We start from the raw sequence: 21,599 nt of genomic DNA on the forward strand, positions 1-21,599 counted from the left end.
CGGGGCCCATGCATGCCTGTTCCGACATCTTGCACAAGGGCCATTTCCTTCTCGACAGTGCTACATTAGCCTGAAACAGACCACCAGAGAAAGAGCAATTGGCGAATTTTCGCTATCGCCAGAACAGACCCGTCGAAAGGACCAACCGCCAATGACACACCCCGTTCCACTGGCAGAAATATGGCGCGGCCCATTCCTGGAAAGCGTGCACAGCGGTCATGCCGTCGTATGCGACGCCGGCGGCGAGGTGGTGCATGCCTGGGGCGATCCCACGGCGACCGTGCTGCCCCGGTCATCGGCCAAGATGATACAGGCGCTGCCGCTGGTGGAAAGCGGCGCGGCCGACGCCGCCAGTTTGTGGCAAGAGCATCTGGCGCTGGCCTGCGCCAGCCATCAGGGCGCGGATATCCACACCCGCCGGGTGCGCGGCTGGCTGGAGCATATCGGCATGAGGGACAGCGATTTCCGCTGCGGCGCGCAGGTGCCCGCGGACACGGACGCGGCGCATGCGCTGATCCGCGAAAATGCGCGACCCTGCCAGTTTCACAACAACTGTTCCGGCAAACATAGCGGGTTCCTGACCCTGAACAGGCATCTGGGCGCAGGTCCGGAGTATATCGAGCCGGACCACCCCGTGCAGAAAGCGGTGCGCGAGGCGTTCGAGGATGTCACCGGGCAAGATAGCCCCGGCTACGGGATCGACGGGTGCTCGGCCCCGAATTTCGCAACGTCGCTGAACGGCATGGCCCGCGCGATGGCGTTCTTTGCGGCAGCCCGCACCGACGACAGCGCCCCCCGCGCCAGCGCCGCCGCGCGGCTGCGCGAAGCGATGGCGGCCTATCCCGAGCTGGTCGCGGGCGAGGGACGCGCCTGCACAGAGTTGATGCGCGCAGCAGGGGGGCGCGTTGCCCTCAAGACGGGGGCAGAGGCGTTTTTCGTCGCCATGATCCCCGAGAAAAAGCTGGGCGTGGCCCTGAAGGTGGCCGATGGCGGAACACGCGGGGCGGAATGCGCCATCGCCGCGATATTGGTCAAGCTGGGCGTACTGGAGCCAGAGCACCCCGCCACCCGCAAGCGCATGAACGCACCGATCCGGAACTGGCGGGGAATCGAGACCGGCATGATACGGCCATCGGCGGAGATGGCGTAGCAAAGGTGGATTTCCGCCCAAATCGCGCACAGCCCCAAGCGACGTCCTGCCATCCGCGATGACACGCATTTGTCGCGGCAGTTCATCGCCGAGGCAAATCACCCGTTTCGGCCCCTTTCCGCACGATTGAGGCCCCAGCGGGACGACAGGGCAGACAGCCCCGCATACGCCCGGCAGGGTCTGTTTCCGGGGGCGATTGAACCCCCGATGCAGTAACCCTAACAGGAGCAGAAACATGTTCAGGAAAATGACTGTCACAACCCTCACCCTCGCCCTCGGCCTGCCGGGAGTCGTTCTGGCCGAGACCGGAGCGAAGATGGATGCCGATGGCGATGGCATGGTGACGACATCCGAGTTCGAGCAAGCCTACCCAGAGGCCGATCCCAACACCTTTGCCACGATCGATGCCAACGGCGACGGCGCGCTAAGCGCCGAGGAAATCGAAGTGGCGAAGGCCGACGGCACCCTGCCCGAAATGGACTCGGAAGGCTGATCTGCCTGCTTTTGCGACCGGGATGCGCGGTATTTTCCGCGCTTCCCTCCTCCCTGTCACACGCTTGTCCACCCACCCAGGGCCCGGCCCTGGGTGGGTTTTCAATACAAGGGGCCAATCCTGTTGTCCGGATGCCACTTCAAGCAGTTCCAAACGACGTGTAGGAAAAGCATACTCAGGACAGATCGACCAATTTCCATATGACCACGATCATCCATAGCCACGGACAGGACACCCATATGAGTACCGACGCCGCATTCTGGGATAAGATCGCCGCGAAATACGCCGCGCGCAAGGTTGGCAACCCAACCGCATACGAGGAAACCCTGGCAGAGACGATCGCGCATCTGGGCGCGAATGATCGGGTTCTGGAGTTGGGCTGCGGCACGGGGACCACCGCGCTAAAGCTTGCGCCGCACGTCAAATCCATGGTCGCCAGCGACATATCCACCGAGATGATCGCCATCGCGGAACAGAAACGGCAGGCAGAAGGGGCGGAGAATGTTCGCTTTGTCGCCGCGGGGCTTGCGGAGGCTGGCGCCGATGAAGGGCCCTTTGATACGGTGCTGGCCTTCAACCTGTTGCACCTGGTGGCCGATCTGGACGAGGCGCTTGCCACGATCCACGCGCGGATCAGGCCCGGGGGGCTGTTCATCTCGAAATCGGGGTGCATCGGCGAAATGAACGTGCTGTTCCGGCCGTTGATCCGGGCAATGCAGTTGATTGGGCGCGCACCCTATGTTCGCATCATGAAAAAGCCCGAATTGGAAGCCGCGATCGTTGGGGCGGGTTTTGTGCTGGAGCAGTCGCGGTGTTTTACTGGCGCGCCTGAATCGCTTTACATCGTTGCGCGTCGCCCGTGATCACGTGCCGGCGAATTCGTCCCGCGCATAGCCTTGCAGGAACAGCAAAGCGGTCAGATCGCCGTGGTTGATGCGCACGTCGCATTGGGCGGCGACCGTCGGTTTGGCGTGCAACGCCACGCCGGTGCCGGCGCGTTCCAGCATGCCCAGATCGTTGGCCCCGTCGCCAACGGCGATCACGTCAGCCTCGGGGATATCCAGGTGTTTTGTCACCCGCTCCAGCGCGTTGATCTTGGCGGCGCGGCCAAGGATGGGGTGCGCCACCTCGCCGGTGAGGCGGCCATCCTCGATCAGCAAGACATTGGCATGCGTCTCGTCAAAGCCAAGCAACCGCCCGACATGGTGGGTAAAGGCCGTGAACCCGCCTGAGACCAGAACCGCGTAACCGCCCATCGCGCGCATCGTCGCGACCAGTTCCGGCCCACCGGGGGCCAGCGTGATGCGGGTTTCCAGCACACGGGCGATCACCGATTCGTCCAGGCCCCTGAGCAGGGAAACGCGCGCCTCCAGCGCCTCTTCGAAGTCCAGCTCGCCGTTCATCGCACGGGCGGTAATGCCTGCGACATGCGGCCCGACCCCGGCCTCGTCCGCCAGTTCGTCAATGCACTCCTGCCCGATCATGGTGCTGTCCATATCCGCCAAGAGCATCGTCTTGCGGCGGCCTTGCGCGGGCTGAATCACCAGGTCGACCCCCTTGCGTTGCCACGCCTCCCACGCCGGCCAGCGATCATCGGGTACCTCGGGTAGCGTGAATTCCGCCGCCTCGCCCGGCGCCAGCCAGACGATATCGCCGCCCTGCCACGCGTCGCGCTGTGCGGCCACGGTGGCCTCGGTCAGGTGCGGCTGCTCCGGGTTGGTCAGGAGGGTGGCAATATACATGGCGAGTTTCCGATCGTAGCTGCTCGACGTCGTGAATGGACATTCAAGCGGCGCTATAGCGACATTTTTTCTGTTGTGAAACCCGGCAAACCTCGCTAACAGCGTCAGTGGGACACCCCTCCCCAACGAGGGGCGCTTATCTGGAAGGGTAGCAAAAATGACGACTGAACAACCGGCAACGCGGCCGGGCAATCCGCGTTTTTCCTCCGGCCCTTGTGCCAAAATCCCCACATTCGACCTGTCGAAGCTGTCTGACGCGCCGTTGGGCCGCAGCCACCGCGCCGCCGTTGGCAAGGCCAAGCTGAAGGCCGCGATCGAGGGCACGCGCGAGGTGCTGGGCATCCCCGACGACTATCGCATCGGCATCGTTCCGGCCTCGGATACGGGCGCGTTCGAGATGGCGATGTGGTCGATGCTGGGTGAACGCCCGGCCGAAATGGTCGCGTGGGAATCCTTTGGCGCTGGCTGGGTGACCGACGTGGTCAAGCAGCTCAAGATCGATGCACAGGTGCACGAGGCCCCCTACGGGCGGATCGTGGACATGGCCGCGCTGAACTACGACAACGATGTCTGCTTTACCTGGAATGGCACGACAAGCGGCGTGCGCGTGCCCGATGGCGGCGTCATCCCGGCGGACCGCGCCGGCCTGACCATGTGCGACGCAACCAGCGCCGCCTTTGCGCAGGATCTGCCTTGGGACAAGCTGGATGTGACGACGTTCTCCTGGCAAAAGGTGCTTGGCGGCGAAGCGGCGCATGGCATGCTGATCCTCAGCCCGCGCGCGGTCAAACGACTGGAAAGCTACACGCCTGCATGGCCCCTGCCCAAGATCTTTCGCCTGACCAAGGGCGGCAAGCTCAACGAGGGTATCTTTGAGGGTGCGACGATCAACACGCCCTCCATGCTGGCGGTCGAGGATTACCTCGTCGCGCTGGATTGGGCGCGCTCGGTGGGCGGGCTCAAGGGCCTGATGGCGCGCGCAGACGCCAATGCGCAAGCGATTTGGGACTTCTGCGAAAGCCGCGACTGGATCGCCAACCTGGCCGAGGATCCGGCGACGCGCTCGAACACCAGCGTGTGCCTGAAGTTCACCGACGATCGGATCAAGGACGGTGCGACATTCGCCAAGGCCGTGGCCAAGCGGCTTGAGGCCGAAGGCGTGGCCCTGGATATCGGGGCGTACCGCGATGCGCCGGCCGGCCTGCGCATCTGGTGCGGCGGCACGGTGGAAACCTCAGATATCGAGGCGCTACTGCCCTGGATCGACTGGGCGTTTCACGCCGAGATTGCCGCGCTCGGCGAACCGGCGTGACGCCGATTTCTTGAAAAGAAATCGGCCCGGAGTCTTTTCAAGACTCCGGGCCCTTCCCCTGAATTTTCGTTGAAGGACCACAGACATGGCTCCCAAAGTACTCGTATCCGATAAACTCTCCGAAACCGCGGTTCAGATCTTTCGCGATCGCGGCATCGACGTTGATTTCCAGCCCGACCTGGGCAAGGACAAGGACAAGCTGCAGGAAGTCATCGGCAACTATGACGGCCTCGCGATCCGCTCGGCCACCAAGGTGACCGAGAAGATCCTTGCCGCCGCCGACCACCTGAAGGTGATCGGCCGCGCCGGGATCGGCACCGACAATGTCGACAAGGAAGCCGCCTCGAAAAAAGGCGTGATCGTGATGAACACGCCTTTCGGCAACTCGATCACCACGGCCGAGCATGCCATCGCGATGATGTTCGCCGTGGCACGGCAGATCCCTGCAGCCAGCGCAAGCACCCAGGCCGGCAAATGGGAAAAGTCCAAGTTCATGGGGGTCGAGCTGACCGGCAAGACCCTTGGCGTGATCGGCGCGGGCAATATCGGCTCGATCGTGTGCGACCGCGCCCGCGGCCTGCGGATGAAAGTGATCGCGTTCGACCCGTTCCTGTCCTCGGAAAAGGCCGAGAAGATGGGCGTCGAAAAGGTGGAATTGGACGACATTCTGACGCGCGCCGATTTCATCACGCTGCACGTGCCGCTGATTGACGCGACCCGCAACATCCTGTCGCGCGAGAACCTGGAAAAGACCAAGAAGGGTGTGCGCATCATCAACTGTGCGCGCGGCGGCCTCGTGGATGAGCAGGCCGTGGCCGACCTGATTGAATCCGGGCATATCGGCGGCGCGGGCTTCGACGTGTTCGCCGCAGAGCCGGCGACGGAAAACCCGCTGTTTGGCCTGCCCAATGTCGTGTGCACCCCGCACCTGGGCGCAGCCACCACAGAAGCACAGGAAAACGTCGCCCTGCAGGTGGCCGAGCAGATGTCGGATTACCTGCTGACGGGTGCGGTGGCCAACGCGCTCAACATGCCATCGGTGACGGCGGAAGAAGCCAAGGTCATGGGGCCGTGGATCAAGCTGGCCGATCATCTGGGCAGCTTCATCGGGCAGATGACCGATGAGCCGATCAAGGCGATCAACATCCTCTATGACGGGGTGGTGTCCGAGATGAACCTCGAGGCGCTCAACTGCTCGACGGTGGCAGGCATCATGAAGCGGGCCAATCCCGATGTGAACATGGTCAGCGCGCCGATCGTCGCCAAGGAACGCGGCATCAAGATCAGCACCACCAACCAGGACAAGTCCGGCGCATTCGAGGGCTACATGAAAGTGACGGTCGTCACGTCCAAGCGCGAACGCTCGGTTGCGGGCACCGTGTTCTCGGACGGCAAGCCGCGCTTCATTCAGATCAAGGGCATCAACATCGACGCCGAGATCGGCGCGCACATGCTCTATACCACGAACGAGGACGTGCCGGGCATCATCGGCACACTTGGCCAGACGATGGGCCGGGCCGGTTCGAACATCGCCAACTTCACCTTGGGCCGCGCGGCCTCGGGCGGGGAGGCGATCGCGCTGCTTTACGTGGACGAACCCGTTGCCGCCAACACGCTCAAGGAGCTGGAGGCGACGGGCCTCTTCCGGCAGGTCAAGCCGCTACAGTTTGACGTGGCCTGATACCGTCCACCATCGACGCAAGCACAGCGCCGCCCCGATCGGGGCGGCGCGCCTCGTTTCAGGTGGTATCGCCACCCGCGTTGCGCAAAACGATAAACAAGAACAAAAGCATGGACGCCACGCTCAGAATCGAGCCGACCTTGGCCAGTGTCTCGCCTGTTTCACGCAGCGCCATGACTATACCGGGCACGATGATCACCACCCCAAGAACCGCCAACGCGAAATGCAGCTTTGGCAAAACGCCCTGTGCGGCCCTTGGGCACAGGTGGTAATAGATCCCGAACAACGCCAGCGTCACCCAACCCAGAAGGTTTAGGTGCGCATGCGCGGGTGATAGCAGGTGATTGTTCGTCGCCGACATTTGTATGCCCCATGCCATGCCTACAACTGCGGCCACGACACCTAGGGCGAAGAAGTATAGTGCAAGTCCCCTCATCGATCTCACTCCCCTATTCGTGCCCCCTCTTTTCCATGGGGAGCATGCCAGTCAGGGTACATCAGATCGGCCATTCGCGAAATTTCATTCACATATCAACGATTCTGCATATTGAAGCGCGACCTGCAAAAGTGACGGAACGTCCCCCTGCCCTTTGCCAAGATGCTGCGTTAGCATGGCGGCAAATTCAAAGGACAAGAGGACCAGATGAGCGATATCGTGATACTCGGCGGTACCCGAACCGCGATCGGAACCTTCGGCGGCGCACTGGCGGGCGTGCCGCCAACGCAATTGGGCGCGATTGTCGCCCGCGAGGCCCTCAGCCGGGCCGGCGTGACACCCGACCAGATCGGCCACGTGGTATTTGGCAACGTCATCAACACCGAACCGCGCGACATGTACCTGAGTCGCGTCGCCGCGATCGAGGCGGGCATCCCCGACACGACCCCGGCGATGAACGTCAACCGCCTGTGTGGATCGGGTGCGCAGGCGGTGGTATCGGCGGCGCAATCGCTGATGCTGGGGGATGCGGAGTTCGCGCTGGCGGGTGGCGCCGAATCCATGTCGCGCGCGCCCTATATCGTGCCGGATCAACGCTGGGGCGCCAAGATGGGCGATATCCGCACGCTCGACATGCTCCTGGGCACGCTCAATTGCCCGTTCGGCACCGGCCATATGGGCGTAACGGCCGAGAACGTGGCCGATGAAAACGATATCAGCCGCACCGACCAGGACGATTTCGCCCTGCAAAGCCAAGCCCGCGCCGCCGCCGCCATCGAGGCCGGGTATTTCAAGGATCAGATCGTCCCGGTCGAGGTGCGCGCCAAGCGCGACACGATTCAGTTCGACACCGACGAGCACCCCAAACCCACCACCGCCGACGCGCTGGCCGGGTTGCGCCCGGTGTTCCGCAAGGACGGGACCGTCACCGCAGGCAACGCCAGCGGCATCAACGATGGCGCCGCCGCGCTGGTCATGGCGCGCGCGGAAGCCGCCAAGAAGGCCGGGCTGACACCCCGCGCGCGGCTGCTGGGATACGCCCACGCCGGTGTGCGCCCCGAGGTCATGGGCATCGGCCCCGTCCCCGCGGTCAAAGCGCTGCTCACCAAAACCGGCCTCAACATCGGCGATTTCGACCTCGTCGAATCGAACGAAGCCTTCGCCGCACAGGCCGTCGCCGTCAACAAGGGCCTCGGGCTGGACTCCGCGATCGTGAACCCGAACGGCGGCGCCATCGCCCTGGGCCATCCCGTCGGGGCAACCGGCGCGATCCTGACCATCAAGGCCCTCTACGAGCTTGAGCGCACAGGCGGCAAACGCGCCCTGATCACGATGTGCATCGGCGGCGGCCAGGGCATAGCGCTGGCGATCGAACGGCCCTGACCGCTCAAAGCCACCCCTGCTGCATCTTCTGGCCCGAAATATCCCGGGGGAATCGCCATCGGCGATGGGGGCAGCGCCCCCTCCCCCGCTCAGTCCAGGCGCAGCTGCGCGTGATCTGCGCGGCCCTCGGCATCGATCACCGTCAGCGTCAGAAACCCCCGCCCGGGATCGGGTAGGGTCACCTCGCGCCGACGCGCGCCGGTGACAACGGGGCGCCCGTTGGCTAGCCAACTGAACGGCGGCACGCCGGCGCGCACCTTGGCGGTCAACCCCTCCTGCCTGACAGGCAGGCGCGCTCCATCGGGCGGGAAGGCAAGGCGTGGCGCATGCCCCCGCGCGGCGCGCCTGGCCTCCGGCCCGCGCGGGCGAAACACCTGCAGCGGCGTAGGCAGGCCCGCGTTCGGCACCATCAACGCCCCCGGCGGTGGCGACGGCAAGGGTACGGGCGCGCCTCCCAATCGTTCGAACGCAGCAAACAGGACAGGCGCGGCCAGATCCCCGCCAAAGGCGCCGGGCACGGGCGTGCCATCGGGCCGGCCGATCCATACGCCCACGACATGCGCGCCGTCATAGCCAACAGCCCATGCATCGCGGTGACCATAGGACGTGCCCGTCTTGTAGGCCATCGGCCAAGCGCGCGCGCCCGGCGGCGGGGATAGGCGCGACAGGATATGCCCCACGTGCCACGCGGCCGCCGGACCAACCAGGCGCTGCGCCTGCTCATTGTCTCGCGCACCGCGCCTCCAGCGCAAATCGACCACGCGGCCACCATTGGCGAGCCCCGCGTAGAGCTGCACCAGCCCCTCAAGCCGCAATCCGACACCGCCCAGGGCCACCGCCAGCCCCGCGCGCCCGCCGGGCAACTGCGGGTCGGCGCCGGCGCGGCGCAAGCCGGCCATCAACCGCGCGGGCCCCAGCGCCCGGGTCAGGCGCACCGCCGGGATATTGAGCGACAGCCGTAGCGCGTCCGACACCCGCAGACGCCCGCGAAACTCGCCGTCGAAATTCTGCGGCGCGTAGCCCCCGAAATCCACGGGCGTATCATCGATCAGCGTTTCAGGGTGCGCCAGCCCCTGATCGAAAGACAGCGCATAAACCAGCGGCTTGAGCGTCGAGCCGGGCGAGCGCAGCGCGCGGGTCATATCGACATACCCCTCGCGTGGTCCGGCGCGGTATCCGCCCGACCCGACAGAGGCGAGGATCTCGCCATCGCGGTGATCGGCGGCAACAATCGCGATCGACAGGTGCCGCGACTTGCCCTGCAATACCTGCCCCGCAAGCCGCTCGAACCGGCGTTGGACCGGCGCGCGCAGCGTCAGATCATGGCGGCGCGCATCCGGCGCGTCCGCCACGGCCCGGTCAGCCATATGCGGGGCCAGCGCCGGAAACGCGCGGCGGGCGGACGGCACGGGCGCGCGTAGCGCCGCCTGATGCGCCTCGGCCGTCAGCACTCCCGCCTGCACCATACGGGCCAGGACGCGGTCGCGGGCCACGCGGGCGGCGGCCGGGTTCTCATCGGGGCGGCGCGCCTCGGGCGATTGCGGAAGCGCCACCAACAGGGCCGCCTGCGCCGGCGTCAGGCGCGTCGGCTCTTTGCCGAACCACGCCAGCGTGGCCGCGCGCACGCCTTCAAGGTTGCCACCATAGGGGGCCAGCGTCAGATAAAGCGTCAGGATCTGCGCCTTGTCCATGCGCCGCTCCAGCGCCAAGGCGACCCGTATCTGGCGCAGCTTCCCCGTCCATTTGCCTGTGCTTCCCTCCTCCAGAAGGCGCGCGACCTGCATGCTCAGGGTCGAGGCCCCCGATATGATGCGCCCGCTGATCGCCGCTTGGGCCCCGGCGCGCAGCATCGCGCGCAGGTCCACGCCGTTGTGATCCTGGAACCGCTTGTCCTCATAGGCCAGCAGCATCGAGATATAGAGCGGATCAACCTGATCCGGCCGCGCGCCAAGCCGCCAGCGCCCGTCGGCGACCGTATAGGCGCGCAGCAGCACCCCGTCGCGATCGCGCACCTCGGTCGAGGTGTCGACGATATGCGATGGCAGGTCCGTGGCCGCGATCCACCCATCCAACGCATCACGTGCCAGCGCCGCAGTGAACAGCACAGCAACCAGCAGCAGGATGCCATAGCGCCTCATGGCGTGACGGTTACACGGCCATCGCCGGTATGGGCGCGATAGCGCGGGCGATACATATCCTCGACCGAGGCGGCGGGGTGATGGAACTGCCCAGGCGATACCGCACGCACCATGTACGCAAGGCGAAACGGCGCCTCCCCGCGCCAGTTCACCGCCGCGAGAAAGCGATCGGATCGGAATTCGGCGTGTTCGGCGCTGGCTGGCTCTAACCAATCCAGCGCGCCGATATCACCCGCGCGGAGCAGGTTGGGATTGTCGATCTCGAACCCTGCGGGCAATGGATCGGTCACCATCAAGCGCGCGCCGATCCTGTCATACGGCGTGATCTTGAGCACCACGACAAGGCGGGTACCCGTGGCCACGCTTTCGGGGCTGACCTCGCGCCCTTCCGGCGTGAAATACCGCCTCTCGATCCCCATGCCGTAGCCGCCCGGCGATACCTCGCCTTGGGGCACGCCAAGGGTGGTCAGCGTGATTTCGGCAGGGCGGTCGCGGGTATTGCGGATCTCGGTCGGCGTGGCGGTCGCGTTGTCTTCGAGAACGTGCACCAGCGGGCCATCGGCGGGCGCCCCATCAAGCGTCAGGCCCGAAACATCGGGCGTGTCGATGAGCGCATGCGCGGCCAGCAGGGACCACGCCGATTCCTGCGTTGAAAGCGGGCCATCCGCCGAGGCGGCGACGACGCGCTGCATGAGGGCGCCGCGATCCACCTGCTCACTGCCCGCAGCAGTCGCAAGCGCCAGAACCCCGGCGGCATCGCGCAGATCGGTGCCGTAATCCGTGCGCCAAACGGGCGCGCCGGGCGCGGGACCATCGCCACCTTGCTGCGCAATACGCCGGGCCGCGCGGGCGAACATCGCATCGGCGCGGGTGGGGTCGCCATAAGCCGCCAGTGCCGCCCCCAGCTGCGCCTGCGCCAGAGGCGTTGCGAAATCGTCGGCTTTTTGGTCGGCGTAGTAGCGCAAATCGCCCATGGCGGCGGCCCCTTCGCGGGCCAGCACCATCAAGGAATAGGCAATCGCCTCGCCGCCCCCGTCGAAATCGGGCGCGTAGTTGACCCGGTTACGCAGGTTGTCCAGCGCCAGATCAAACGCCTCATCCGGGACGTCATGGCCCTTGGCCCGGGCGCGGGACAGGAAATCGGTCACATAGGCATCAAGCCAGAAATCGCCCGACCCCGCACGCCACAAGCCAAAGCTGCCGCTGCTGGACTGCCTCGTCAGGATGCGGCGGACCGCCTTTTCGACCCGATCAGACAGATCATCGGCGTGGCCCAATCCCATTACGTCCGCCACTTGCCCAAGGTAGAGCAGCGGCATCGCCGCGCTGGCAAGTTGCTCGGTGCAGCCATAGGGGTAGCGATCAAGCGCTGCGATCAATCCGGGCGCATCCAGCCGCGCCAGCGGACCGGCGGAAAGGATCGCCGATCCTGTGCCCGCTTGAAACCCGGCAAACACTTCACGGTTCAGCGTGAACGCATCCCCCGCGCCAAGGCGGAATCGCCTTGTCTGAGACACCGGCGGATCGTTCGCGCGCACGCCCAGCGTTAGGGTCTTGGTCAGCTGCCGCCCGTCCGGTGTGGTCAGGGCCACGCGCAGGGCGTAATCGCCGGGCGCGCCCGCCTCGATCGGGATGTCCACCCGGGCGCGGCCATTCTCGGCCAGCGTTATCCCAGAAGGCACCGCATCAGGCGCAATCCGCAGACCGTCATCGGCGGTCACGTCCAAACCCATCCGCCCGGCGGCACCATCGGCGTGGGTAAACTCCAACAGCAAGCGCGAGCGGTCGTTCGGCGCAAGGAAGCGCGGCAGGCTGGCGTTCACCACAACGGGATCGCGCACCACGACATCGGTCTGCGCCTGCCCGACGCCCGCCGCCGACCACGCCACGGCCATCAGGCGCACGGTGCCGTTGAAATCGGGCATATCGAACCGGACATCGGCGCGGCCGCCCGGGCCAACCGTGACCATCCCCGAGAACTGCGCGACCAGCTCCTCGGTCGGGGGCGGGGCCTTGGTGGTGGGGGCGGCTGCGGCATCCCCGCCCGAGCGGACCTGCCCGATGGCACCGTTTCCACTATCGATCAACCGGCCATAGAGATCGCGTATCTCGACCCCGAGCCGCCTTTGGCCAAAGTAATGCGCAGAAGGATCAGGGCTTTGAAACCCGGTGAGGTTGAGGATACCCAGATCAACCGCCGCAACGGTGACATGCGCGCGGGCGCCTTCGGGTAGCCCGCCAATCTGAACGCTGGCCTCAAGCGCCCCGCGCGGGCGGATCTGCGCGGGCGCATTTAGCGTGACATCAAGCTGCTGCGCGCCGGGATCTATCGCTGCATGCGCCAGCCCCAGCGCACGCACCGGCTCCTGCCCGATGTCGGCCTGCACCGGACGAATGACCGAGGCCGTCACGTAGGCGCCCGCCCCCCATTCATCCGTCACCGGCAATTCGACCAAGTTCTCGCCCTTGGTGACCTCGACCGCCTTCATGGAGATCACGCGGTCGGACATGACCGTGATCAACGCCTTGCCCGCGATACGCGGGACCATGCGAAGCTGCGCGATATCACCGCTCCGGTATCCGGGCTGATCAAGCGACATCTCAAGCATATCAGGCGTGCGCGCGGCATCGGCCGGCGCGTACCACCCCGCATGGAAGCCGACGGAGCTGGCTGCATAGGGACCATCGAGCGTTTCAACCACCAGCTCATACCGGCCCCAATCGACGCGCGCGGCCACCTCTTGCGGGGTATCGCCCAGACGTGCCTCGCCACGGCTGACGCGGGTGCGGCGTGTGATCGGCTCCCAGTTCCAGTTGCCGTTCTGCTGATACCACTGGTAGCGGGTTTCAACGCGGTTGAGCGTCCACCTAACACGCATATCCCGCGCCGGAGCGCCGCCGCCGGGACCAATGGCGCGTAGATCGAACGCGGCCTCGGCACCTTGCGCGACCGAGCCGTCAAACAGCGGCTTGATCCCGATGAGCGGCGCATCGGGCATGACAGGGCGGGTGATGCTGCGTTCAACCGGGCGGCCGGACCCTTCGGTAACGCGCACGGTGGCCTCGGCCATCATCGGGCGCCCCGCGCCGGGCATATCGGGTAGAACAAGGGGGATTTGCGCCTTGCCGGCCGCATCCGTGCTGACGGCGGGCAATGACCCGGCGCTGGGGTTCGATACCTCGTCATGACGGCCAAAGCGGTAGCCGGGGTAGCCCTCCAGCGTGTCGCGCGGGCGCACCGTGACCGTGCCCTCAACCGCCAGATCAGCCCCCGGTGCGCCAAAAAGATACCGCGCCGCCACCGACAGCGGCGGCGTATCACCGGGGCGGATCGGCCCATCGGGCAGTGACAGATCGACATCGATCCGTTCCGGAAGAAAATCCTCGACCAAGATCGCGGTGCTGGCCAGGGCCGGTGCCTCCACATCGGTGCGCACCTCAAGCCGCCAGCCCCCGCGCGGCACGTCCGCCCCCAGATCGAAGGCATAGACATGCCCACCATCCCGGCCATTCACCGACACCTTGCGTGTATATTCCACCCCATCGGGGCGCGACAAGATCGCGGTCAGCGGCAAGTTCGGCGTTGCGCGCGCTTGCCCGTCGCGGGCCAGCACCGTGGCATGGATCGTCTCGCCCGCACGGTAGGCGCCACGATCGGTGGTCAGAAATACATCCACCGGGCCCGCCGGCTCGCGCCCCTCGACGCCGCGGTCGGACAGATCGAACGCCGGACCGGTCAGCGACAGAAACGCCAGGTCGTCCCCCTGTCGCACCGTCACCATCGCGGGCGCCGCGCCGCCGGTGCCGCGCACAAGCCCCGGATCAAAGCGCGCATGCCCCTGCGCATCGGTTTTCACATTGTCCAGAACGCGGTTGGCGCGCGACAGCAGCTGCACCTTGGCGCCTTCGCGCGGGGCGGCATCGCCAAGGCCCCGAACCAGCACATGCAGCCCGTCATTGCCCTTGAGCGTCGTTATCCCCAGATCGGACAGGACAAACCATTGCGTCGCGCCCGGCTGATCATACTCCGCCCGGCCGGGGATACCGGCGGTCAGCGCATATAGGCCCGGCGGCAAGTCGGCGATGATGTCGCCCATCGGCAGGCGCGTCGTCATCTCCTTGTTGAGGCGGTTTTGCACGTCGCCGTGTCCGGTCCAGACCACTTGCGCGACCTCCCCCGAGAACCCGCGCGCGCGCCATTGATCCAACGGCCGTCCGAAATACCCCTCTTGCACTGCGCGCAGCACGTTGCGGTCGGCCACGTGCCGCAAGGTCAGATCAACCCGGTCCAGGTTCACCGTCTCGATCGGCAGCGCCGCACCATCGCCGCGCGGCAACACGTAGGCGCGCCCGGGGAACACCGCGCTTGGGCTGCGGTCCCGCACATAAAGCGTAAGCGTCGTATCGCTCGTCAACGCCTCGCCACTGGCGGCTGGCAGGCCCTTGCGGAACGTAAGGCGGTAGCGTTGCCCGTGTTCGGCCCCGTCGATACACAGCTGCCGATCATCCGCCTGCACCGCCATCGTGGCATCGGGCAACCGCACGAAGGGGCCGTAATCCACGCCGGTCTTGGCCAGTGGCTCAGAGAATTCCGCGCACAGGCGTGGTGCGGCGGCGTCAGACTCGACCGTATGGCCGGTGATCCGAAAGCCGTACTTGCCAATCGCATCCTCAAGCGCCGAGGCGATATCCCGGCGCCCCTGCTGCGCCGCCTGTGCAAGGCGCAGGGCCGGGATCATGTCGCGCCCGCGATCCGACGCCTCAAGCGCGCGGGAAAGAACCAAAAGCGCACCGGCGTTTTGCTGCGGACTCAGAGCACGCAACGCCCCGTTCACGGCGGCGGACAGGGCGGGGGCGTGCATCTTGCGCTGCTGCGTGCGGTTATCGGTGTCCACGTCCAGCGCAAGCCGCGCGTATTCGGTCCATAGTTCGCTGCGGTCAGCTTGGGCCAAGGCGGCGCCGGTCCAGTGCAGCGCGCCTTTCAGATCGCCCTTGGCGCGCCGTTGCTGCGCCGCTTTCAACAATTCGACCACATCCCATTTGCCGCCCGCGTGCTTGCGGCCAAGGCCGCGGGCCTGATCGCGGGCGCCCTCAAGCGTGGCAGATCCAAGGAAATCCAATGCCTTGGACCGGTCTTCGGCCGCGCGCAGAACCTCCGGATCGGTGCTGCGCAGCTCGGCCGACAGGGCACCCTCGTATGGCTCACGCGCGCTGATACCGCCCTTGGGGAAGCACGCGTTCGAGCGGGTGTTGAACGTGAACGCCTTGCACCGGGCATCCGACAAACACGCCGTTTCGCACGCTTCGTAGGTTGTATCGTACAGCGCCTGCAGGTCCGAGCCGTAGAAATCGACATCGCGGCTAACCACCGCCCGGCGATCGGGCACGTAGCGCGCGGCATCGCCCTGCGCCCCCGATTGCGACACGGCAAAACCCGGCAGAACAAGCGTGGCCACCAGGACGACAGCGGATACGGCGTGACGCATAATCATTCTCCTTGGCAATCCAGTGATGGTGCCATGCACCCCTGCACATTGGCAACGATTCCCCGCCATTCGGGCGCTGTCGCATCGTCCTTAATTTGTTGTTCATGGCCTTACCCGATGCTGCGCAAGATCAACCGGGCGTGCCAGAGGGCGGACATGAGCCTAGCAAACAAACTTGCCGAGGAGCGGCGCGCGCGCCTTGCGGCGGAACGCCTGCTCGAGCTCAAGCAGGCCGAACTGTTCGCCGCCAATCGCAAGCTTGGCCTGCACGCACGGGCACTATCCGAGGAGATCACGCAGACCCGTGCGCAAGTGCAGACGGTGCAAGACGAAAACCAGCGGGTGAAATCCGACTTGTCTGCCGCCCAGGAACAGGTTCAAATCGTCGAGCGGCGCTTGTGGCAATCAATCCAGACCATTCGCGACGGGTTTGCAATCTTCGACGGCAACGATGTGATGATCACGGCCAACCGCGCCTACCTGGTTATCTTTGACGGGCTTGAGGAGGTGCAGCCGGGAATATCCTATGCGCGGTTGCTGCAACTGCTGACCGAAGAAGGGATCGTCGATACCGATTTCCGGTCTCCTGCAGCGTGGCGCGACATGATGCTGAACCGCTGGCAATCGCCCCACCCCGACCCCGTGGTAATCCGCCTGTGGAATGACGAGTATATCAAACTGATCGACCAGCGCGGCGCAGGTGGCGATGCCGTGACACTGGGTTTGAACATCACCGAAACCGTCCGCCACGAGCAAGCATTGAAAGAGGCGCAAGAGCGCGCCGAGGCGGCCAACCGCGCGAAATCGGCATTCCTGGCCAACATGAGCCATGAGATCCGCACACCGATGAACGGCGTCGTGGGTATGGCCGAACTGATGAGCGAGACGAATTTGACCGAAGAGCAGGAGCTATACGTCGACACGATACGCAATTCGGGCGAGGCGCTGTTGGTCATCATCAACGATGTGCTGGATTACTCAAAGATCGAGGCGGACAAGCTGACCTTGCAACCCGAGGCCTTTGACCTTGAGCGGTGCATACACGAGGTTGTCATGCTGACCGCGCCCGCCGCCCGGGACAAGGGGCTTGAGCTACTGATAGATTACGACATGTTCCTGCCGACGATGCTGATCGGGGATGCCGGGCGCATTCGGCAGGTTCTGACCAACCTGATCGGCAACGCGGTGAAATTCACCCCCAGTGGGCATATCCTGGTGCGGGTGGTCGGGCTGCAATCCAACGGTGGCGGCGATACGGATATTCACATCACGATCGAGGATACCGGCATCGGCATCCCGGCGGACAAGATCGACCACGTATTCGGCGAATTCAACCAGGTCGAAGATGACCGCAACCGGCAGTTCGAAGGGACCGGCCTTGGCCTGTCCATAAGCCGGCGCCTGATCGAAATGATGGGCGGGCAGATCTGGGTGGACTCGCAAGAGGGCGAGGGCAGTGCTTTTGGCATTCGCCTGACCCTGCCCGCGGCCACGCCCGACGAAGGCGACGCGCCGCCAGACCTGCGCGGCATCCTCAAGCATGTTCTGGTGTGCGATCCGCTACCGGTAAATCGCCAGGTTCTGACGCGGCAGGTTGAATCGCTTGGCCTGCGCGTGACTAGCACCACCACCGCCGAAGAGGCGCAACACGCCATGGACGATACCGTTGATCTGGTGCTCTGTGACCACACGCCGCCCGGTCTGGATGGTAAGGCGCTGGCGCGTGCGCTGGCCGCTGGCCCCGGTGCACCCAATGTCGTCGTTCTGAGCGCGGACCCCGCCGACGTCGACGCGGATGGCTCACCCGCCGGCGCGCCGATCGTCGCGCGCAAACCGATGGCGCGGCAGGCACTGTTCCGCCTGCTGTTGGAAATGGCAAGCCGTATCGGACCGGCCCACACCCCCCGCCCCGAAGACGCGGCGGACGTAGAAAAAGAGCCCGCAGCGCCCCCACCAGCCGCGCAAACATCACGCAGATCGATGCGGGTGCTGGCCGCCGAGGACAACCGGACCAATCAGCTTGTCTTTAGCAAGATGGTCAAATCCCTCGATATAGAGTTGCGCTTTGCCGAAAACGGCGAGGCCGCGGTGGTGCAATTCCAGAGCTTTGCGCCCGACATGATCTTCATGGATATCTCGATGCCGCGGATGGATGGCAAACAAGCCACCGCCGCGATCAGGCGGATCGAAGCAGAGACCGGCGGCCACGTCCCCATCGTGGCCTTGACCGCCCACGCGGTGGAGGGTGATCGCGATGCCATATTGGCCGCCGGTCTGGATGTTTACCTGACCAAGCCGCTGAAGAAGGGCGCCATTGTCGATGCCATCGTCGCGCATGCCCCGGACGACGCCGCGCCGCCCCTCGCCGCACCGGCGAAAGCGTGATCAGCCCGCATCGCCAGCGCGCAGGAAAACCATTCTATTGCCCTCGGACAGGTCGGGATCATACCGATATCCACCAGCGTCGAAATCGCGCAGCGCCTGCGGATCGGTCAGGCGGTGCTGGATGATGTAACGCGCCATCGCGCCGCGCGCGCGCTTGGCATAAAAGCTGACGATTTTCGGCGTGCCGTTTTTTTCCTCCATGAACACCGGGGTGATCACCCGCAAGTTCAACGCGCCTGTTTGCACCGCGCCGAAATACTCTTGGCTGGCGCAGTTGACCAGAACGTCGGTGCCAAGCGCGGCAGCTTGGTCGCCAAGCGCACGCGCAATGGCATCACCCCAGAAATCATAGAGGGTCTTGCCGTGATCCGTCCTGAGGCGGCTGCCCATCTCAAGTCGGTACGGCTCGATTTCGTCAAGCGGGCGCAGCACCCCGTAGAGACCCGACAGGATGCGCAGATGGTCCTGTGCCCAGCGCATTTCATCGGCGTCCAGGCTGCGCGCCTCAAGCCCCTGATAGGTGTCGCCGGCGAAAGCGAGCGCGGCCGGTTTCTTGTCCATCGTGCCAAAATCGCGGAACCGCTCGGCGTTGAGCCGGGCGAGGTTGTCACTAATCCCCATGACCTTTTGCAGATCGGCCGCCGACAGGCCGCGCGCCACAGCGGCCAATTCCCTGGCCTGCTCCATAAACTGCGGGCGCGTCGGCGCCGCGCTGTCCACGGTGGACATGTCCAGTTTCTTGGCCGGCGATACGACGATCAGCATGGGCGCTCTCCTGCTTGAAATTCCCCACCCGGACCTAGCCCGCTTCGCGCAGAACGTCCAGAAAGGCCGCGCCGAACCGGTCGGCCCGCCGCTTGCCCAAAAGGCGCTCCAACGCCGGGGCATCGCCCGGGCGCATCTGCGCCACGCGTGCCAGTTGCGAGGCAGAACAGCTTAGCGGCTTGTCCACCCCGTCGTCACCGCGCGCAAGATCGGTCTGCACCTCGACCAGGCGGTCATAAACGCCCCCTTCGGCGCGGCCGGCCAGCTTGCGGCGGCTTGGGTGTACTGCCTCCGCCGCGCCGTTGATCACCGCCAGAAAGGCGTCGCCGTAACTTTCCAACTTCTTCGCCCCGACGCCGCCGATGCGCGCCATTTCATCCAGTGACGCGGGGCGCTTTTCGGCCATCTCGATCAGGGTGCGATCGGTAAACACCACGTAGGCGGGCACGCGTGCCGCCTCGGCCAGCGCACGGCGCTTGGCCTTGAGCGCGGACAAAAGCGGCGCGTCCTCCTCGGACACCAGCGCGCGCGCCGCCGGGCGGCGTTGCTGCGCGCGCATCACGTCGCGCCGCAAGGTGATCTTTTCGTGATCGCGCAAAATCGGCAACGCCCGGTCCGTCATCCGCAGGGCGCCGTGGCGTTCGGGATCGGGGCGGACCAGGTCATGCCCCATCATCTGCCGGAAAATCGCCTGCCACTGGGGGCGGGAAAACTCGCGCCCGACCCCGAAGGTCGGCAACCCGTCATGCCCCCGCGCGCGCAGCTTGTCGGTCTCGTTTCCGGTCAGGATATCGATCAGGTGCCCGGCGCCAAATCTCTCGTCGGTGCGCAGGATCGCCGACAGCGCCTTGCGCACCGCCTCGGTGCCATCGAATGTCTCGGGCGGGCGATCACACAGGTCGCACGCGCCGCAAGGCTGCGGCACCTCTTCGCCGAAATAGCCAAGCAGGTTTTGTCGGCGACAGACAAGCGCCTCGGCCAACCCCAGTAGCGCATTGAGCCGCCCATGATCCGCCGCCCGCCTGTCGGCAGGCGCGAGGCCCTCGTCGATCTGGCTGCGGCGCAGGCGGATATCCTCGGGGCCGTAAAGGGTAAGCGTCTCGGCCGGGGCGCCATCGCGGCCTGCGCGGCCGATCTCCTGGTAATAGGCCTCGATAGACTTGGGCAGATCGGCATGTGCGACCCAGCGGATATCGGGCTTGTCCACCCCCATGCCAAACGCCACCGTCGCCACCACGATCAACCCATCCTCCTGCTGAAACCGGGTTTCCACGCCGCGGCGATCCTCGGCCTCCATCCCGCCGTGATAGTGGCAGGCGGCATGCCCCGCCTCGCGCAGCGCCTGCGCAAGGCCCTCGGTCTTGGCGCGCGTGCCGCAATAGACGATACCCGATTGCCCCTTGCGCCCACCAGCGAAGTCAAGGATTTGCCGCCGCGGCCCATCCTTGGGCGCAAAGGTCAGATGGATGTTTGGGCGGTCGAATCCATGCAAGAAGCTGCGCGGCGCCTGCCCATCGAACAGGCGCGCAACGATCTCTTCGCGGGTTTCGGCGTCGGCGGTGGCGGTGAACGCGGCCAGCGGCACATCCAATGCGCGGCGCAACTCCCCGATCCGCAGGTAATCGGGGCGGAAATCGTGGCCCCACTGGCTGACGCAATGGGCCTCGTCCACGGCGATCAGGCTGACGCCTATCCGCCGCAACATGCCAAGCGCCGAACCGGACGACAGACGCTCGGGCGCGATATAAAGCAGCTTGAGCCGCCCCGCCTCCAGCGACTGCCAAACCGCATCGGTTTCCGCGTCCGTATTGGCCGAGGTAAGCGCCCCGGCCTCGACCCCGGCAGCCCGGAGCGCGCGCACCTGATCGCGCATCAGCGCGATCAACGGCGAGATCACCACCGTCACACCGTCGCGCAACAGCGCAGGAAGTTGGAAACACAGGGATTTGCCGCCGCCCGTGGGCATGATGGCAAGGACGTTGTCGCCGCGCGCCACCGCATCGACGATATCCTGCTGCCCGGGGCGGAAGGCGTCAAACCCGAATACCTCGCGCAGAAGCGGCTGAGCGCCTGACATGGATCACCTGCAAGATTGTCTATATCTGCTCTTGCCGGAGTATTCACATACCAGACTTGCCCGGGCAAGCCCTACTCGGGTTATCGCAGCAGCAATTCGGGCAGGATAAAGTCGCGCAGGGAAATCACGATGATGAACGCCACCAGCGGCGCCAGATCCAGGGGCCGCGTATCAGGCAGGAACCGCCGGATCGGGGCATAGATCGGCTCAAGCAGGCGATTGAGGCCATACCAGATCTGCGCCACCAGTTGCTGACCCAGGTTGAGAACCTGGAAATTGATCAGCCAACTCATGATGATGTGGGTGATCATAATGAAAAACGCCACATCCAGCAGCAGGCGCAGGGGTCCGTAGATTGCCATCATGGGTCTTGTTGTCCGTTTTGAATTCAGCAGCCAAAGACCTAAGCACTTCTGGCCTTGTCGGCAAGGGGCCCGGCATGTGCCGGGCCCACTCCCTTACATATCCGGGTAAATCGGGAATTTTTCGCACATCTTCTCGACGCCTTCGCGGACGGCTTTCTCGATCTCGGCGTTGGCGTCTTCGCCGTT

At 65.3% G+C, this 21,599-nt stretch carries 14 protein-coding genes; 7 read left to right on the plus strand and 7 right to left on the minus strand.

What is annotated here, in order from left to right:
• Nucleotides 1-151 precede the first annotated feature (151 nt).
• From G568_RS0114340 to G568_RS0114350, 3 genes are all read left to right on the plus strand, one after another.
• Nucleotides 152-1,150, plus strand: coding sequence for an asparaginase (locus G568_RS0114340; RefSeq protein ID WP_026758678.1), 999 nt, complete (start codon nt 152-154; stop codon nt 1,148-1,150).
• A gap of 247 nt (nt 1,151-1,397) precedes the next feature.
• The gene (locus G568_RS0114345; protein ID WP_245582952.1) at nt 1,398-1,643 is read left to right on the plus strand and encodes an EF-hand domain-containing protein; all 246 of its coding nucleotides are present in this window, start codon (nt 1,398-1,400) and stop codon (nt 1,641-1,643) included.
• A gap of 200 nt (nt 1,644-1,843) precedes the next feature.
• Nucleotides 1,844-2,506 (plus strand): class I SAM-dependent methyltransferase, encoded by a 663-nt coding sequence (locus G568_RS0114350; protein ID WP_245582953.1) that lies wholly within the window; start codon nt 1,844-1,846, stop codon nt 2,504-2,506.
• Here the strand turns inward: G568_RS0114350 and serB are convergent, their stop codons facing one another.
• Entirely contained in the window at nt 2,507-3,385 is an 879-nt protein-coding gene (serB, locus tag G568_RS0114355; RefSeq protein WP_026758681.1) for a phosphoserine phosphatase SerB, read from the minus strand.
• A gap of 157 nt (nt 3,386-3,542) precedes the next feature.
• On the opposite strand from serB, the gene G568_RS0114360 reads away from it, so the two are divergent.
• Together G568_RS0114360 and serA are read left to right on the plus strand one after the other, a co-directional pair.
• The gene (locus tag G568_RS0114360) at nt 3,543-4,697 is read left to right on the plus strand and encodes a phosphoserine transaminase (protein WP_026758682.1); all 1,155 of its coding nucleotides are present in this window, start codon (nt 3,543-3,545) and stop codon (nt 4,695-4,697) included.
• A gap of 85 nt (nt 4,698-4,782) precedes the next feature.
• On the plus strand, nt 4,783-6,378 hold the full coding sequence (serA, locus tag G568_RS0114365; RefSeq protein WP_026758683.1) for a phosphoglycerate dehydrogenase: 1,596 nt from the start codon (nt 4,783-4,785) through the stop codon (nt 6,376-6,378).
• Nucleotides 6,379-6,436: 58 nt separating this feature from the next.
• Here the strand turns inward: serA and G568_RS0114370 are convergent, their stop codons facing one another.
• Nucleotides 6,437-6,814 carry a hypothetical protein gene (locus tag G568_RS0114370; RefSeq protein ID WP_026758684.1) on the minus strand — a complete coding sequence of 126 codons (378 nt, stop codon included), beginning with the start codon at nt 6,812-6,814 and terminating at the stop codon, nt 6,437-6,439.
• Nucleotides 6,815-7,021: 207 nt separating this feature from the next.
• On the opposite strand from G568_RS0114370, the gene G568_RS0114375 reads away from it, so the two are divergent.
• Entirely contained in the window at nt 7,022-8,197 is a 1,176-nt protein-coding gene (locus G568_RS0114375; protein ID WP_026758685.1) for an acetyl-CoA C-acyltransferase family protein, read from the plus strand.
• An 89-nt stretch (nt 8,198-8,286) separates the two neighbouring features.
• Here the strand turns inward: G568_RS0114375 and pbpC are convergent, their stop codons facing one another.
• Both pbpC and G568_RS0114385 read right to left on the minus strand, forming a co-directional pair.
• Nucleotides 8,287-10,335, minus strand: coding sequence for a penicillin-binding protein 1C (pbpC, locus tag G568_RS0114380; protein WP_037374242.1), 2,049 nt, complete (start codon nt 10,333-10,335; stop codon nt 8,287-8,289).
• Nucleotides 10,332-15,827: an alpha-2-macroglobulin family protein gene (locus G568_RS0114385; protein ID WP_026758687.1), complete on the minus strand. Its 5,496-nt coding sequence runs from the start codon at nt 15,825-15,827 to the stop codon at nt 10,332-10,334. The genes pbpC and G568_RS0114385 overlap by 4 nt, the downstream gene beginning before the upstream one ends.
• Nucleotides 15,828-15,977: 150 nt before the next feature.
• Here G568_RS0114385 and G568_RS0114390 point away from each other — a divergent pair, with 150 nt between their 5' ends.
• Nucleotides 15,978-18,206: a response regulator gene (locus G568_RS0114390; RefSeq protein WP_026758688.1), complete on the plus strand. Its 2,229-nt coding sequence runs from the start codon at nt 15,978-15,980 to the stop codon at nt 18,204-18,206.
• Here G568_RS0114390 and yaaA read toward each other — a convergent pair whose 3' ends face one another.
• From yaaA to G568_RS0114405, 3 genes are all read right to left on the minus strand, one after another.
• On the minus strand, nt 18,207-18,971 hold the full coding sequence (gene yaaA, locus G568_RS0114395) for a peroxide stress protein YaaA (protein WP_026758689.1): 765 nt from the start codon (nt 18,969-18,971) through the stop codon (nt 18,207-18,209).
• Between the two features lie 34 nt (nt 18,972-19,005).
• Nucleotides 19,006-21,048, minus strand: coding sequence for a DNA helicase RecQ (recQ, locus tag G568_RS0114400; protein ID WP_026758690.1), 2,043 nt, complete (start codon nt 21,046-21,048; stop codon nt 19,006-19,008).
• A gap of 80 nt (nt 21,049-21,128) precedes the next feature.
• Nucleotides 21,129-21,413, minus strand: coding sequence for a YggT family protein (locus tag G568_RS0114405; RefSeq protein WP_026758691.1), 285 nt, complete (start codon nt 21,411-21,413; stop codon nt 21,129-21,131).
• Between the last annotated feature and the right edge of the window lie 186 nt (nt 21,414-21,599).

Origin of the sequence: Sediminimonas qiaohouensis DSM 21189 (genome assembly GCF_000423645.1) — a bacterium.
In the GTDB taxonomy this organism is placed as follows: Bacteria; Pseudomonadota; Alphaproteobacteria; order Rhodobacterales; family Rhodobacteraceae; genus Sediminimonas; species Sediminimonas qiaohouensis.